The organism is Gemmatirosa kalamazoonensis, from assembly GCF_000522985.1.
GTDB lineage: Bacteria > Gemmatimonadota > Gemmatimonadetes > Gemmatimonadales > Gemmatimonadaceae > Gemmatirosa > Gemmatirosa kalamazoonensis.
The window spans coordinates 141,261-156,581 of record NZ_CP007129.1 but is presented as its reverse complement, the minus strand read 5'-3'; the positions used below and the strand labels follow the sequence as shown (position 1 = coordinate 156,581).

The window sequence follows — 15,321 nt, the reverse complement described above, 5'->3', positions numbered from 1 at the left end:
ATTGCAGCGCCTTCGTCGTTGGTTTTCATCCTGTCCGTTGTGTTCATCCTGTCGAAACCATGGAGCGACAGGTCCTGACGATCCTGTCGTCGTCCTGTCTGGCCTCGGGAGGCACGCATGCGATCGGAAGAGATGCGACTCGACGGCAACGCGGCGGGCGGCATGCTGCGCGAGCTGTTCGCGCGCGACGTGACGGCGGCGGCCGCGACGTGCGCGGGGTGCGGCACGGCCTGGTCGGTCGGGGCCCTGCTCGTCTACGGGCACGCGATGGGCACCGTCATGCGCTGCCCGGGCTGCGACGCGGTGATGCTGCGGCTCGCGCGCACGCCGGGGTGGCTGCGCGCCGACGTGTCGGGGATCGCGCTGCTCGCCGTCCCCGACGCGCCGCCGTCCTGAGGCGCGCCGCTTCCGGACTCCACGCTCTTCGTGTTTCAATTCGAGCAATCCGGAGAATTCGAGGAATGCCGCTCGCGTCGGTGAACGGGATTCCGTGAATCCTCCCGATTCCTCGAATCGAGATCACCTCGCAGTGGAGTCGTGTCGATGACGCGATGGCTCGTCGCGCTGACGTTCCTCGGCCTGCCCATCGGGGCCCAACCGACGGAGACGCTCATGCTCTCCGGCCCCGACAAGGACCACACGGTGCCGTGGGAGTTCCGCATGTCGTCGGGGCAGAACGCGGGCAGGTGGACGACGATCGCCGTGCCGTCGAACTGGGAGCTGCAGAAGTTCGGCACCTACAGCTACGGCCGCGACGTCGACCCGCCGGACCGCGGCGCGTACCGCCGACGCTTCCAGGTGCCCGCGGCGTGGCGCGGCAAGGCCGTGCGCCTCGTGTTCGAGGGCGTGATGACCGACGCGACCGTGCGCGTGAACGGCGCATCGGCCGGGCCCACCCACCGCGGCGGGTTCTATCGCTTCACGTACGACGTCACGCCGCTGCTGAAGTACGGCGAGGAGAACGTGATCGAGGCCGACGTCGACGAGCACTCCGCCGACGAGTCGGTGAACCGCGCCGAGCGGCAGGGCGACTTCTGGGTGTTCGGCGGCATCTACCGCCCCGTGTACCTCGAGGCCATGCCCGCGCGGCACATCGACCGTGTCGCCGTCGATGCGCGCGCCGACGGCACGCTGCGCGTGGACGCGTACGTCGGCACCTCTGACTCGTCGCGGCTCGACGGCGCGCGCGTCACCGCGCAGGTGCTTGCGCTCGACGGCCGGCCGTTAGGCGGGGCGCTCGCCGGCACGGCGACGGGCGGCGTCGCCACGCTGCGCGGCCGCGTCGCCGGCGTGCGGCCGTGGAACCCGGAGGAGCCGAACCGCTATCGGCTCCGCGTCGCGCTCGCCGGCGGCCACACCGTCACGGAGACCATCGGCTTCCGCACCGTCGAGGTGCGGCCCGAGGACGGCGTCTACGTCAACGGCACGAAGGTGCGGCTCAAGGGCGTCAATCGCCACACGTTCTGGCCCGAGGCCGGGCGCACGACCAGTCGCGCGATCAGCGAGATGGACGTGAACCTGATCAAGGACATGAACATGAACGCGGTGCGGATGTCGCACTATCCGCCCGACCCGCACTTCCTCGACGTCGCCGATTCGCTGGGCCTGTTCGTGCTCGACGAGCTCACCGGATGGCAGCGCAACTACGACACGCCGGTCGGCGAGACGCTCGTGCGCGAGCTCGTGGTGCGCGACGTGAACCATCCGAGCATCGTCCTGTGGGACAACGGCAACGAGGGCGGCTTCAACTTCGACCTCGACGACGACTTCGCGAAGTGGGATCCGCAGGGCCGCAAGGTGATGCACCCGTGGACGCTGCACGACGGCATCAACACCGCGCACTATCGCCCGCTCGCGTGCTGCGCGGGCCGCGTGTTCCAGGGGCGCGACCTCGTCATGCCGACCGAGGTGCAGCACGGGCTCTACGACGGCGGCCACGGTGCGGGGCTCGCCGACTACTGGAACGCGGCGCTCGCCGACCCGCGGTGGGCGGGGATGTTCCTCTGGGATCTCGTCGATCAGGGCGTGCTCCGCACCGACCTCCCCGGCGACACGCTCGACACCGAGGGGAACCGCGGCGCCGACGGCATCGTGGGACCGCACCGCGAGAAGGAGGCGAGCTTCTACACGATCAAGAAGATCTGGTCGCCGGTGCACCTCGACCTCGGCGACGTGGAGACGCTGCCGCCGACGTTCGACGGGCGGTTCGTGGCCGAGAACCGCTACGACTACACGAACCTCGACCGCGTGCGCTTCGCGTGGCAGCTCGTCGACTTCCCCGCGCCGAGCGATCGGCGCACCGGGCACACGGTGGCGGTGCGCGGCACGGCGGCCGCGCCGAGCGTCGCGCCGGGGATGCGCGGCGTGCTCGCGCTCGGCCTCCCCGCCGAGTGGGCGCGGCACGACGCGCTGTATCTCACCGCGACCGACCCGCACGGCCGCGAGCTCTACACGTGGACGTGGATGCTCCGGTCGCCGCGCGCGGTCGCCCAGCGCGTGGTGCCTAACGAAGCGCGCGGTCCGGCGGTCACTGCCACCGAGACCGCCGACCGCATCGCTCTCGCGGCGGGCGACGTGCGCGTGGAGATCGACCGCGCGACGGGGCGGCTCGTGCGCCTGGCGCGCGGGAGCGCGTCGCTGCCACTCGCCGACGGACCACGCCTCGTCGGCGGCGCGGAGGGGAAGCTCACCGCGCTCACGCACCGCGCCGACGGGGCCGACCACGTCGTCGAGGCGACGTACGACGGCGCGCTCCGCTCGGGGCGCTGGCGGCTGCGCCCCGACGGCTGGCTCGGGCTGGACTACCGCTACGAGTTGAACGGCGAGGTCGACGCGGCGGGCATCACGTTCGACCTGCCCGACTCCGCGGTGACGGCGATGCGGTGGCTCGGCCGCGGCCCGTATCGCGTGTGGAAGAACCGTCGCGAGGGCGTCGAGTACGACGTGTGGCGCAAGCCGTACAACGATGCGGTCACGGGGCTCGTGTGGCAGTACCCGGAGTTCAAGGGGTTCCACGCGAACCTGCACTGGGCCGTGCTCGAGACGCGTCCGCTCGCGCTCACCGTCGTCACGCCGGAGCCGGATCTCTTCCTCCGCGTGCTGACCCCTCGGCTGCCTAACGCGGAAGACCGCAAGATGACGCCCGGGGCGACGGCGGTGGAGTTCCCGCCGGGCGGACTGTCGTTCCTGCACGCCATCCCACCGATCGGCAACAAGTTCATGACGCCCGCGCAGATCTCGCCGTCCGGACGCAAGAACCTCGTGCAGCGCAGCTCGCGCGGCACCGAGGTCCCGGACTACACGGCGTCGGTGTGGTTCTACGCCGGCGAGCCGCCCGCGCGGTAGGAGGCCCCATGCGCATCGTCGTCGTACGTCACGGCATCGCGGAGGACCGCGAGGCGTTCGCCCACACCGGTCAGCCGGACGAGGCGCGGCCGCTCACGCGCGAGGGACGGCGCCGCATGCGCCGCGCGGCCCGCGGCCTGCGCGACATCCTGGAGCACGTGGATGTCGTCGCGTCGAGCCCCCTGGCGCGCGCGCGCGCGAGACGGCCGACATCCTCGCCGACCGGTTCGGCCGCAGCGAGGGGATCGTCACGCTGTCGGCGCTCGTGCCCGACGCGCCGCTCGCGTTCACGCGCGACTGGCTCGACACGCAGCGCGCCGGGTGGACGATCACGCTCGTCGGGCACGAGCCGCATCTCTCGCGGCTCGTCGGCTGGCTGCTGTCGGGGCAGGAGCACGCGTTCACGGAGCTGACGCGTGGCGGCGCATGTCTGCTGGAGTGCGACGCGCCGGTGAGCCCCGGCGCGGTGCGGCTCGAGTGGCTGCTGCGCGCGGGGCAGCTGCGGCGGGTGCGCTGAGCGCCTAACGCCTCGCGGCCGACGCCCGGGGCGCCGTGAACCCGATCTTCCCCTCCACGGACTTCAGCAGCGCCTGCGGATCGTACGTCACGCCGTCCTTCATCACGAGCTCGACGTGCCGCGTGTTGCGGATGTCGGTCAGCGGGTTGCCGCGCACGACCACGAGGTCGGCCAGCTTCCCCGGCTCGATGGTGCCCAGCGTCGTGGCGACGTTCAGCGCGCGCGCGCCGTTGATCGTCGCGATGCGGAGCGCCGCCGCCGGCGGGATGCCGGCGAGCACCAGCGCGTGCAGCTCGCGGTGGGCCGAGAAGCCGGCGAGGTACTCGCCGCGGCTCGGGTTGTCGGTGCCGAGCGTGAGCGTGCCCCCGGCGTCGTAGAGCGCCTTCGTCGTGCGCAGCATCGCCAGGTACAGCGAGTCGAACAGCGGGTACGCCTTCCGCGCCGGCTGCGCCTTCACCCACGCCTGCACGTCCGGCGTGAAGAACGTCCGCTCGTCCACCCAGTAGTCGAAGCCCGGCTTGTCGGCCACGGTGGAGAAGTACACGGGCGCGGTGATCGTCGGATCGAAGATCACATGATGCTTCACGAACAGCCGCGCGATGTCCTTGAACTCGCGCGACGCCGTGTCGACGTGGACCCACGACGGGTACGCCGCCTTCGTGCGATCGAGCTCGTCGCCGCCGAGGATGTGCTCCACGCGGTCGATGCCCATGAGGATCGCGTCCTTCGCGTTCGTGCTGTTGCGGAACCCCGACTCGAGGTGCGCGGTGACCGTGAGCCCGTGCATGTGCGCACGGCGGATGAGCTCCCGGAGGTGGTCGGGGGCGATCCCCTTCGCCTTGAATCCGCGCACGCCCTGCGCCGCCCACAGGTCCACGTCGCGGTCGATGTCGGCGGCCGTGGCGTTCGCGTTCCACCCCGGGCGCGCGGTGCCGAAGTAGGGGCCCGAGTTGTAGATCCGTGGGCCGATCTGCGCGCCCTCGTCGATCCGCCGGCGCGCCGCCATCATGCCGTCCGGGTCGTACTCGCCGGCCGGGAACGTGGACGTGACGCCGTTGGCGAGGAAGATGACGGGGTTGTAGGTGTACTCGTCCTGCCGCGACGCGTTGTCGCCGAGCGTCATGTTGTAGTGCGCGTGCATGTCGAAGAGCCCCGGCAGCACGTACGCGTCGTCGCGCAGCTGCACCACGCGCGCGCCGGCCGTGTCCTCGCCCGCCATGTCGCCGTCGGTGACGAGCAGCTTGCCGGCGCGGATGAGCAGCCCGCGGTTGCGCTGCACGGTGTCCGCCGTGGCGGTGAAGAGCCAGCCGCCGCGCACGATGACCGCGCCGCCGTCGCGCTGGGCGGCGAGCGTGGCGGGGCAGAGCGAGGCCAGCCAGACGAGGGCGGAGCGGAGGGTCGGGAGGCGCATGACGGCGGGACGCGGGGGAGTCGCGGTCCGTCTCCCGGACCGCCACCACGTCTACGAGCCCACGTCCGGAACCGTTGGCCCGGCGGGCGTGCGGCGCGGCGTTAGGCGCGCCCGGCGCGCGTCCAGAGAACGTGGAGTCGTGAACGGCGCACCCTCACCCCGAAAGCACGACGCGCTCCCCGGCCCGCACGCGCACCTCGCGCACCGACGTCCCCGCGCGCACCCGCGCGACGCCCCCGCGCGCCGACGACAGCGCGGCCTCGGCGAGCGCACCGCCCGTCCACGCGATGTCGACCGTGAACCCGCCACGCGCGCGCAGCCCCCGCACCCGTCCGTCGGGCCACGCGGCGGGAAGCGCCGGCAGCAGGTGGATCTCGCCGGCGTGGCTCTGCAACAGCATCTCCGCGATCCCCGCCGTCGCGCCGAAGTTGCCGTCGATCTGGAACGGCGGGTGCGCATCGAACAGGTTCGGGTAGACGCCGCCGATCTGGTTCGGCACGGTGCCTAACGGGCGCAGCAGGTTCGCGAGCAGCGCGAGCGCGCGGTCGCCGTCGCCCATGCGCGCCCAGAAGTTGATCTTCCACCCCATCGACCAGCCGGTCGCCTCGTCGCCGCGCAGCTCCATCGACCGGCGTGCGGCGGCGAACAGCGCGGGCGTCGCGTCGCGCGTCAGCTCGCGGCCGGGATGCACGCCGAACAGGTGCGAGAAGTGGCGGTGCCGCGGCTCCTGCTCCGGCCAGTCGTGCGCCCACTCCTGGAGCTGGCCGCGGGCGCCGATCTGGTACGGGATGAGCCGCGCGCGCGCCGCCCGCACGCGCGCGCGGAACGCCGCGTCGGTGCCCAACACCTCCGACGCCTCGATGACGTTCGTGAACAGGTCCCACACCAGCGCGCGGTCCATCGTCGCGCCGGCGCTCACCGCCGCGGCGCGTCCGTCGGGGAGCAGGAACTTCAGCTCCGGCGACGTCGACGGCGACGTGACGAGCCGGCCCTGCGCGTCGGGCACGAGCCAGTCGAGGTAGAACTCGGCCGCGCCGCGCATGATCGGGTACGCCCCGCGCAGATACTCCGTGTCGCGGCCGAACGCGTAGTGCTCCCACAGGTGCTGGGACAGCCACGCCGACGCGCCGCTCCAGTTCGCCCACACCGGATCGCCCTGCCCGTACGCGCCCACCGGCGCCGACTGCGCCCACACGTCGCTGTTGTGGTGCGCGACCCAGCCGCGCGCGCCGTAGTTCACCGACGCGGTCGTGTGTCCGTTCGTCGCGAGCCGCGCCACGAAGTCGAGCAGCGGCTCGTGCAGCTCGGCCAGGTTCGTCGCCTCGGCCGGCCAGTAGTTCATCTCCGTGTTGATGTTGATCGTGTAGTTCGAGCTCCACGGCGGCCGCGTCTCCTCGTTCCAGATCCCCTGCAGCGTGGCTGGCTGCGTGCCCGGGCGCGAGCTGGCGATGAGGAGGTAGCGGCCGTACTGGAAGAACAGCTCGACGAGCCGCGGATCCCGCGCGCCCGCGCGCGCGAGACGCTCGTCGGTCGGCAGGTCCTCGTTCGCGCCGCCCGGCGCGCCGAGCTCCAGCGCCGCGCGGTCGAACAGCGCGCGATGGTCGGCGACGTGCGCGTCGCGCAGCGCGGCGAACGACCTGCCCGACGCCGCGGCGAGCGCGCCCGCGGCGACCGGTCCAGGGTCGCGCCCCCCGGCCTCGGGCGCCGGCGCGCGGTCGAACCCCGCGAAGCTCGTCGCCGCGGTGAGCACGAGCAGCACCTCGTCGGCGCCGCGCACGTGCACGCCGTCCTGGTCGGTCCACGCGCGTCCACCCGTGGCGCGCACGCCGAGGTGCACCTCGAACGTCATCCCGGCGCGCTCGTCGTAGCGGATCGGCGTCGCCGAGTCGAAGTAGTTCGGGTCGTCGTGCGTCGCGGCGCGGCCGAGCAGCTTCAGCACGTCGGCGTCGGCGGCGGTGCGGTGGCGCAGCGCGCTGTCGAGCGTCGCGGTGAACGTGATCGCGCCCGGCCGGTCGGCGGCGAGCCGCATCACGAGCGCCTGATCGGGGTGCGACACGAGCGTCTCGCGCGTGAACGTCGTCTCACCGACGCGGTAGCGCACCGTGCACGTCGCCGAGCGCAGGTCCAGCTCGCGCCGGTAGCCGCGCGTCACGTCGCCGTGCTCGAACGCGAGGCGCAGGTCGCCTAACGGCAGATACGACTGCGTGTACGGCCCCTGCAGACCGTGCGCGGCGCGGTCGGCCCCGACGTAGTCCTCGGCCGCGATCAGCCGGCGCACCTCGGCGAGCGCCTCGCGCGCCCTCGGGTTGTTCCAGTCGCTCGGGCCGCCCGACCAGAGCGTGTCCTCGTTCAGCGCGATCCGCTCGCGCTCCACGCCGCCGAAGACCATCGCGCCGAGGCGGCCGTTGCCGAGCGGCAGCGCCTCCACCCACCGCGCCGCGGGTCGGCGGTACCAGAGCGCGAGCGGCGCGTCCCGCGTCGTTGCCGGCTGTCCCGCAGCCGCGCCGGCGCCGAGCAGCAGCCCGCCCGTCAGGGCCGCGGTACCGCGCAGGAACTCGCGCCGGGACAGGTCGCGTGGGTCGGTCATCGTGGCGGCGAATGTAGGCGTCGCCGCGGGCGGTCGAAACCCGCGGCGGGCCCGGACGCATTCTCCTCTTGACGGTCTACAGGAGCAAACCATATTGCCCTTCAGACCATCTACAGGAGCATGCCCTTGTCCACCGATCGCGCCGACCTGCTCCAGGGCACGCTGGAGATGCTGGTCCTCACGACGCTCACGCTCGAGCCGATGCACGGCTGGGGGATCTCGATGCGCCTGCGCCAGATCTCGGGCGAGGTGTTCGAGGTGCAGCAGGGATCGCTCTACCCGGCGCTGCAGCGCATGACGCGCCGCGGGTGGATCAAGTCCGCGTGGCAGGCGACCGAGAACAACCGACGCGCACGGTACTACGAGCTGACCCGCGAGGGCCGGCGTCAGCTCGACGCGCAGATGGCCGAGTGGGATCGGTCGTCGCGCGCCGTGAATCGCGTGCTCCGCTTCGCGCTCCAGGGAGGCTGACATGGCGTGGCATCATGAGATGCGCTCGATCGCGCGAGCGCTCGTCAGCAAGCGACAGGACGAGGTCGAGATGGCCGAGGAGCTCCGCTTCCACGTCGACATGGAGGCCGCCCGGCACGAGCGCGAGGGGCTCTCGCCCGACGAGGCGCGCCGGCAGGCGCTGCGCTCGTTCGGCGGCGTGGAGCGGTACAAGGAGGAGGTGCGCGACCAGCGCGGCACGCGGCCGCTCGAGGACCTGCTCCAGGACGCGCGCTTCGGCTGGCGCTCGCTCCGGCGCCGTCCCGGCTTCACGCTCGTCGCCGCGCTCACCCTCGCGTTGGGCATCGGCGCCACCACCACGCTGTTCGGCGTGGTGAAGGCGGCGCTCCTCACGCCGCTGCCGTGGGGACAGCCGGAGCGCCTCGTCGGGATCTGGAGCGCGTGGAAGGGGTTCGACCGCACGTGGCTCTCGTACGATGAGTACGAGGGCTACAAGTACGAGGTGAAGGCGTTCAGCGACGTCGCCGTGTACCGGGACGGCGCGGTGACGCTGAACGACGGCACGGGCGAGCCGGAGCGCGCGCGCGCCGGCTTCGTCGACCACGGCGTCTTCCGCCTGCTGCGCGTCTCGCCGGTGCTCGGCCGCGCGTTCACCGCGGAGGAGGACCGGCCTAACGGGCCGAACGTCGTCATCCTCGGCTACGACGTCTGGCAGCGCCGCTTCGGCGGCGACCCGGCGATCCTCGGCAAGGCGATCCAGATCGGCGGCCAGGCGACGACGGTCGTCGGCGTCATGCCGGCGAGCTTCCGCCTGCCCACCGACTACGGCGTCGCCGGCGCGACGCGGCTGTGGTTCCCGCTGCAGACCGACGCGGCGCAGAACGGCGGCACGATCGGCCCCGCGTTCAACCCGAACGGCGGCAACCACGGCTACTACGGTCTCGCGCGGCTCGCTCCCGGCGCGACGGTCGATCAGGCGAACCGGCAGATGGCCGCGCTGCTCGACCGCGTACAGAAGGACGGCTCGTTCCAGGCGCCGCCGCAGTTCCGCGCCTACGCGCTGCCGATGGACGAGCAGGTCATGGGGCGCGTGAAGCCGGTGCTGCTCGTCGTGTTCGCGGCGGTCGGCCTCGTGATGCTCATCGCCTGCGCGAACGTCGCCGGGCTGCTGCTCGTGCGCGGCGAGGCGCGGCGTCGCGAGATGGCGCTGCGCGTCGCGCTGGGCGTGGGCGTGCGGCGGCTCGTGCGGCTGCTGCTCACCGAGAGCATGGTGCTCGCCGGCATCGGCATGGTGCTCGGCGTCGGCTTCGCGGCGCTCGGCGTGTGGCTCGTGCGGCACACCGCGCCGGCGGGGCTCGCGCGCGTCGCCGACACGCGGCTCGATCTCGGCGTGCTGCTGTTCGCGCTCGTCGCGGCGGGACTCGCGGCGGTGCTGTCGGGGCTCCTGCCCGCGCTCCAGGCGACGCGCGTCGCGCCGGCCACGGCGCTGCGCGAGGGCGGACGCGCGGCGACGGCGGGCACGTCGCGGCTCCGCTGGCGTCAGACGCTCGTCGTCGGCGAGGTCGCGCTCGCCGTGGTGCTCGTCGCGGGCGCGGGGCTCATGATCCGCAGCGTCGCGAACCTGTTCGCGATCGACAGCGGCTTCCGCGCCGACGGTGTGCTCACGATGCGGCTCTCCACGCCGTCCACCTGGTACGCCGACTCGGTGAAGGTGGAGGCGTTCTGGTCGGAGCTGCAGCGGCGCGTCGCTGCGCTGCCGGGGGTCGACGCGGTCGGCGCGGCGCGGCTGCTGCCGCTCGCCACGGAGATGGGCGACTGGGGGCTCCGCGTCGAGGGCTACACGCCGCCGCCTAACGAGGGCACGCCGGGCGACTGGCAGGTCGTGACGCCGGGCTACTTCCAGGCGATGGGCCTGCGGCTGCGCGCCGGTCGCGTGTTCGACTCGCGCGACGTGATGAACGCGCCGCTCGCGATGATCGTGAACCGCACGTTCGCGCGGAAGTACTTCGCCGGCCGCGAGCCGTTGGGCGGGCGCGTGACCGTCGGCGGATCGGACAGTGGGCTCGTGTACACCGTGGTGGGCGTGGTCGACGACGTGCACCACAACGCGCTGACGGTCGACGTGAAGCCGCAGTTCTACGCGCCGCTCGGCCAGTACGCGCGGGCGCCGGGCAACACGAGCCGCAGCATGACGCTCGTCGTCCACTCGAACGGCGACCCGACGGCGCTCGTCGCGCCGGTGCGGTCGGCGGTGCACGCCCTCGACCCGCGGCTGCCGATCTCCGACGTGCGCACGATGAACGAGGTGCTCGGCGCCTCGATCGCCGAGCCGCGGTTCGCGATGGGGCTGCTCGCGCTGTTCGGCGTGCTCGCGCTGCTGCTGTCGGCGATCGGCATCTTCGGCATCGTCGCGCAGGTGGTGGCGGCGCGCACGTACGAGTTCGGGATCCGCGCGGCACTCGGCGCGGTGCCCGGCCACCTCGTGGGGCTCGGCGTGCGCGCCGGCGCCGCGCAGGCCGCGGTGGGACTCGTGCTCGGCACGCTGCTCGCCCTCGCGCTCACCCGCACGATGACGGCGTTCCTGCACGGCGTCGCGCCGACCGACCCGCTCACGTTCGTCGGCGTCGTCGTCGTCACTGGCGCCGTCGCGCTGCTCGCCAGCATCTGGCCGGCGCGGCGCGCGGCGCGAGCCGATCCGGCGACGGTGTTGCACGAGGCGTGAACCCATCCGGGAACCTCACGCGGAGCCGCGGAGAGCGCGGAGAACTGCCTGCTGCCGCGTAATTGAACCGCAGAGGACGCAGAGGGTCGCAGAGGGACTGCCGCTTCGAACGGCAAGAGATCCGGAGATGCAAGGATCCTTAGGGATCCGGAGATCCTTTCATCCCCAGGTATTGCTGTTGATGTCCTCTGCGGCCCTCTGCGTCCTCTGCGGTTCGTTCACACAGCGGAGGCAGCACTCCGCGTTCTCCGCGGCTCCGCGCGAGACGCCCTTCAGTCGATCCGCAAAGCGACGAGCGGGTCCACCTTCGTCGCACGCCGGGCAGGAACGAGGCACGCGACGAGCGCCGCGGCGCCTAACACGAGGGCGACCGCCGCGAAGACGGTCGGGTCGCCGGGCTGCACCTCGAACAGCGCGGCGCGCGCGAGGCGCACGATGGCGCCGCCGACGAGGAAGCCGGCCGTCATGCCGAGCGCGATCTGCGCGGCGGCCTGGCGCAGGACCATGCGGATCACGTCGCGCCGCGACGCGCCCAGCGCCGCGCGGATACCCAGCTCGCGCGTGCGTCGGCTCACCGAGAACGCCATCACCGCGTAGAGGCCGATCGCCGCGAGCGCGAGCGACACGCCGCCGAAGATCATGAACATCGTGCCGAGCACGCGCGCCATCCACGTCTCGCGCGCGAACACGGCCTCCATCGACGCCTGATCGTACACCGGCGCGTCGGGATCCGCGGCTCGCACCGCCGCGCGGATCGCCGTGCCCGCGTCGACCGGACCGCGCAGCGCCACGGTCACCGCCGACGCGCCCGCGGCCCGCGGCTCCTGCGCGAGCGCGGTGAGCACCTCGGCGGGCCACGGGTTCCGCATGCTCATCGCGAACAGCGTGGGCATCACGCCGACCACGGTGAGCCACTCGCCGTGACCGTCGGCGCCGCCGAGTCGCAGGCGCTGGCCGAGCGGATCGACGTCCGCGAACTGTCGGCGCGCGAGCGACTCGCTGATCACCGCCACCGGCGTCGCGCCGCCACGGTCCGCCGCGCCGATCGCGCGTCCGCGCAGCACGCGCACGCCGAACGTCGTGAAGAACCCCGGGCTCACGGCGAGCGACCGCGCCGACGGGTAGTCCTGGTCGCGCGTGTAGCTGCGGCCCTCGACGGCGAACGATCCGCCGCCCCATCCCGTGCCCGGGAGCCCGCTTCCGACGTACGCCGCCTCCACCCGCGGGAGGCTCGACAGCCCGCGCTCGAGCGCGTCGGTGAAGCGGCGACGCGCGTCCGGGTCGCCTGCGGGCACGTCGACCTGCGCCGTGTACACGCCGGTCGTCGCGAAGCCCGGCTCGACGGCGCGCAGCTGTGCGACGCTCTTCGTGACGAACCCCGACGCGAGCAGCAGCGCCGACGACAGCGCGATCTCCACGCCGACGATCGCGCGACTGAGCCGCCCCACGCGCAGCGACGAGGCGGCGTGCGACTCGTCCTTCAGCGTCTCGGCGGCGTCGAGCCGCGCCGACTGCAGCGCGGGCAGGAGCCCCGAGACGAGGCTGGCGAGCGCGGTCGTCGCGAGCACGAACGCGAGCACCGCCGGGTGCAGGCGGATGTCCATCCAGAACGGGTGCTCCAGCTCGGCCATCGCCCGGTTGAACGCGACGACGCCGCCCCCGGCGAGCGCGGTGCCGAGCAGCGCGGCCGGCGCGGCGATGAGGGTCGACTCGACGAGCGACTGCCGGATCACGGCGAGCCGCGATGCGCCTAACGACGTGCGGATGCCGATCTCGCGCGTGCGCGCGGCCGCGCGGTCGAGCAGCAGGTTCGCCACGTTCGCGCAGGCGACGAGCAGCACGAGCATCACCGCGCCGAGCATCGCGTAGAACAGCGAGTACACGCGCACCGGGATCGTGCCGCGGATGAACGGCTGCACGACGGCGCGGAACGTGACGCCGCCCTCGGTGCGCTCCGTCGCGATCCGTCGCGCCATGCCCGTCAGCTCGGCGTTCGCCTGCTCGTACGACGCGCCCGCGCGCAGCCGGCCGACGACGAGCAGCGACGGCCCCTCGCCGGCACGCGCCGTCGCCGCGTCGAGCTGCAGCGGGAGCCACACGCGCACCTCGCGCGGAAACTCGTACCGCTCGGGCATCACGCCGACGACCGTGTACGGATGGCCGTCGACGCGCAGCACCTTGCCGACGACGCCCGAGTCGGCGCCGTACCGGTCGCGCCACGTCGCGAAGCCGAGCACGGCGACCGGCGGCGCGCCCGACATGGCGTCGGTGGCGACGAGCGTGCGGCCGAGCAGCGGACGGACGCGCGTGACGTCGAACACGCCCGCCGTGACGCGCGCGGCGCGCACGCGGTCCGGCCGATCGCCGCCGGTGACCGTGGCCATCTCGGCGCCGTACGCGCCGAGCGTCTCGAACGAGCGCTGTCCCGCGCGGTAGCGCACGAAATCGCCGAACGGGATCGGGAGGTCGTCGGAGCCGTTGCGTGGGTCGACGTAGCGCACGATCGCGATGCGGGGCGCGTCGTCGAACGGGAGCCCCTTGAGCAGGAGCCCGTACAGGATGCTGAACACCGTCGCCGTGAGGCCGATGCCTAACGCGAGCGCCGCGGCGCCGGCGGCCACCATCCCGGGGCTGCGGCGCAGCGAGCGCATGCCGTAGCGCACGTCGCGCCAGAGCGAGCCGGCGCCCCACACGCGCGTCGGCGCGGGACGGGCGCGGCGGCGGCGCGCGGCGGCCGCGTCGTCGAGCCCGGGCTCGCGCAGTTCGGCGAGCAGCCGCTCGCGCGCGGCCCCCGGTCCGATCGCCGGCGCCAGCTCGGCGTACTGCGCCGCGAGGTGCTCGGCGATCTCGTCGACGACCTGGGCCTCGTCCTGTGGATGCAGCCGCGTCGCGCGCAGCCGCGCGCGCACCTCGCGATGCCAGTCGATCTCGCGCGCGTCACGCATAGCCTACCCCCGCGACGCTCTCGATCGCCTCGACGAACTCGCGCCAGCTCACGCGCTGCGCCTCGAGCGCGTCGCGGCCGGCGGCGGTGAGGCGGTAGTAGCGCTTGCGGCGTTCGCCGGCCTTCTCCACCCAGCGGCCGACGATCCAGCCGCGGTCCTCCATCTTGTAGAGCAGCGGGTAGAGCGACGCGACGTTGAACGTGAGCACGCCGCGCGACCGCGACTCGATGAGCTTCTGCAGCTCGTAGCCGTGCCGCGGCTCGGCCGCGAGCAGCGACAGGATGAGGAACTCCGTGCTCCCCTTCTTCAGCGCGTCGGTGAGCATCGCGACTCCGATATGTATGTATCATACATATACGGCCGCGTCGCGCGGTCGTCAACCTCGGACCGCGTTCGCCCGCGTCAGTTCCGCGATCCGATGCGGAACTCGAACGGCTGCCGCACGCGCACGCCCACCGCGTGCTGCGAGATCTGCGCGGGGAGGAAGCGGAGCTGCGGCAGCACGGCGCGCACCGCCTGCGTGAACATGTCGTTCGTGCTCCGCACCACCTGCAGCGACGCGAGGTCCACGACGCCGGCGCTGTCGATCGTGAACTCGACGAGCACGCGCCCCCCGACGCCCGACTGCGCGAGGAACATCGGGTAGGTCGGCTTCGGGTTGCTCACGAACGCGATCGGCAGCACGTCCACCGGCCCGACGGGACGCGGCCCGTTAGGCGTCAGCACGTTCGCCAGCGCCAGCAACTCCGCGGGGTCCGTCGTGGGCAGCCGGTGGAAGTCTTCCGGGCGAGTCACGAGCCGGTCGAGGTCGGGCGCCGCCGCGACGACGCCGGCGACGAGCAGCGCGACGTCGACCTCCGGGAGCGGCGGGAGCGGCAGGAGCTGCCGCTGCCAGAACTTCAGCCGACGCGGCTCGGGCGGCCGCATCGGCGGGACGGACGTCGCGGTGCCGCGCGTGGGACGGCGGCGCGGCGCGACGGGCGCCGTCACTTCCCGCAGCGGTCCCCGCCCCGGCACGACGTAGGCGATCGGCGGCCGGGTCGTGCTCGGCGCCGCCGACGCGCCGCGGTCCGCATCGGGCGACCCCACCCACTGGATGCGCTCCCCGGCCGCCGGCTCGGCCGACGCGCTCGCGGGCGCACCCGCCGCGCCGGCCCCGGTGCCCGTGCCGGACGGGCCCCCGCCGATGAGCAGAACGACCAGCGTGGCATGCGCCGCGAGGCTCGCGACGGAACCGGCGACGGGCGCCGGATCCCTCCGCTGCGGCGGCATCGAGAACCGCGTGAACATCGGGGATTCGCTCCGAAACCTCCGAGGTACGATCGCGCATCTATCACGCCAACC

Annotated in this window: 10 protein-coding genes and 1 pseudogene; 6 read left to right on the top strand and 5 right to left on the bottom strand. The window is 73.1% G+C overall.

From position 1 onward, the window contains the following. The first annotated feature begins 117 nt into the window (after positions 1 to 117). The 4 genes and pseudogenes from J421_RS23770 (at position 118) to J421_RS34090 (ending at position 3,862) form a co-directional block, all read left to right on the top strand. Complete coding sequence (locus J421_RS23770) at positions 118 to 396, top strand: DUF6510 family protein (protein ID WP_025413614.1); 279 nt, start codon at positions 118 to 120, stop codon at positions 394 to 396. A 147-nt stretch (positions 397 to 543) separates the two neighbouring features. Continuing rightward, positions 544 to 3,345 (top strand): glycoside hydrolase family 2 TIM barrel-domain containing protein, encoded by a 2,802-nt coding sequence (locus tag J421_RS23765; RefSeq protein WP_025413613.1) that lies wholly within the window; start codon positions 544 to 546, stop codon positions 3,343 to 3,345. An 8-nt stretch (positions 3,346 to 3,353) separates the two neighbouring features. After that, positions 3,354 to 3,530, top strand: a pseudogene (locus J421_RS34820) (histidine phosphatase family protein); the annotation flags it as partial. 80 nt (positions 3,531 to 3,610) lie between these two features. Next, positions 3,611 to 3,862, top strand: coding sequence for a hypothetical protein (locus J421_RS34090; RefSeq protein WP_236646354.1), 252 nt, complete (start codon positions 3,611 to 3,613; stop codon positions 3,860 to 3,862). A gap of 4 nt (positions 3,863 to 3,866) precedes the next feature. On the opposite strand, the gene J421_RS23755 is transcribed toward J421_RS34090, so the two are convergent. Together J421_RS23755 and J421_RS23750 are read right to left on the bottom strand one after the other, a co-directional pair. Then, complete coding sequence (locus tag J421_RS23755) at positions 3,867 to 5,273, bottom strand: amidohydrolase family protein (RefSeq protein WP_025413612.1); 1,407 nt, start codon at positions 5,271 to 5,273, stop codon at positions 3,867 to 3,869. Between the two features lie 154 nt (positions 5,274 to 5,427). Next, positions 5,428 to 7,860, bottom strand: a complete 2,433-nt coding sequence (locus tag J421_RS23750) for a glycoside hydrolase family 95 protein (protein ID WP_025413611.1) — start codon at positions 7,858 to 7,860, stop codon at positions 5,428 to 5,430. 120 nt (positions 7,861 to 7,980) lie between these two features. On the opposite strand from J421_RS23750, the gene J421_RS23745 reads away from it, so the two are divergent. Both J421_RS23745 and J421_RS23740 read left to right on the top strand, forming a co-directional pair. After that, positions 7,981 to 8,331, top strand: a complete 351-nt coding sequence (locus J421_RS23745) for a PadR family transcriptional regulator (protein ID WP_104023222.1) — start codon at positions 7,981 to 7,983, stop codon at positions 8,329 to 8,331. A gap of 1 nt (position 8,332) precedes the next feature. Next, a complete protein-coding gene (locus J421_RS23740) occupies positions 8,333 to 11,032 on the top strand; it encodes an ABC transporter permease (protein WP_025413609.1) in 2,700 nt (899 codons plus the stop codon). Positions 11,033 to 11,304: 272 nt separating this feature from the next. Here the strand turns inward: J421_RS23740 and J421_RS23735 are convergent, their stop codons facing one another. The 3 genes from J421_RS23735 to J421_RS23725 all read right to left on the bottom strand — a co-directional run bounded on the left by J421_RS23735 (position 11,305) and on the right by J421_RS23725 (position 15,267). Next, positions 11,305 to 13,977 (bottom strand): ABC transporter permease, encoded by a 2,673-nt coding sequence (locus J421_RS23735; protein ID WP_025413608.1) that lies wholly within the window; start codon positions 13,975 to 13,977, stop codon positions 11,305 to 11,307. Then, positions 13,970 to 14,302 (bottom strand): PadR family transcriptional regulator, encoded by a 333-nt coding sequence (locus J421_RS23730; protein ID WP_025413607.1) that lies wholly within the window; start codon positions 14,300 to 14,302, stop codon positions 13,970 to 13,972. The genes J421_RS23735 and J421_RS23730 overlap by 8 nt, the downstream gene beginning before the upstream one ends. Positions 14,303 to 14,379: 77 nt before the next feature. Next, positions 14,380 to 15,267, bottom strand: coding sequence for an energy transducer TonB (locus J421_RS23725; protein ID WP_025413606.1), 888 nt, complete (start codon positions 15,265 to 15,267; stop codon positions 14,380 to 14,382). Between the last annotated feature and the right edge of the window lie 54 nt (positions 15,268 to 15,321).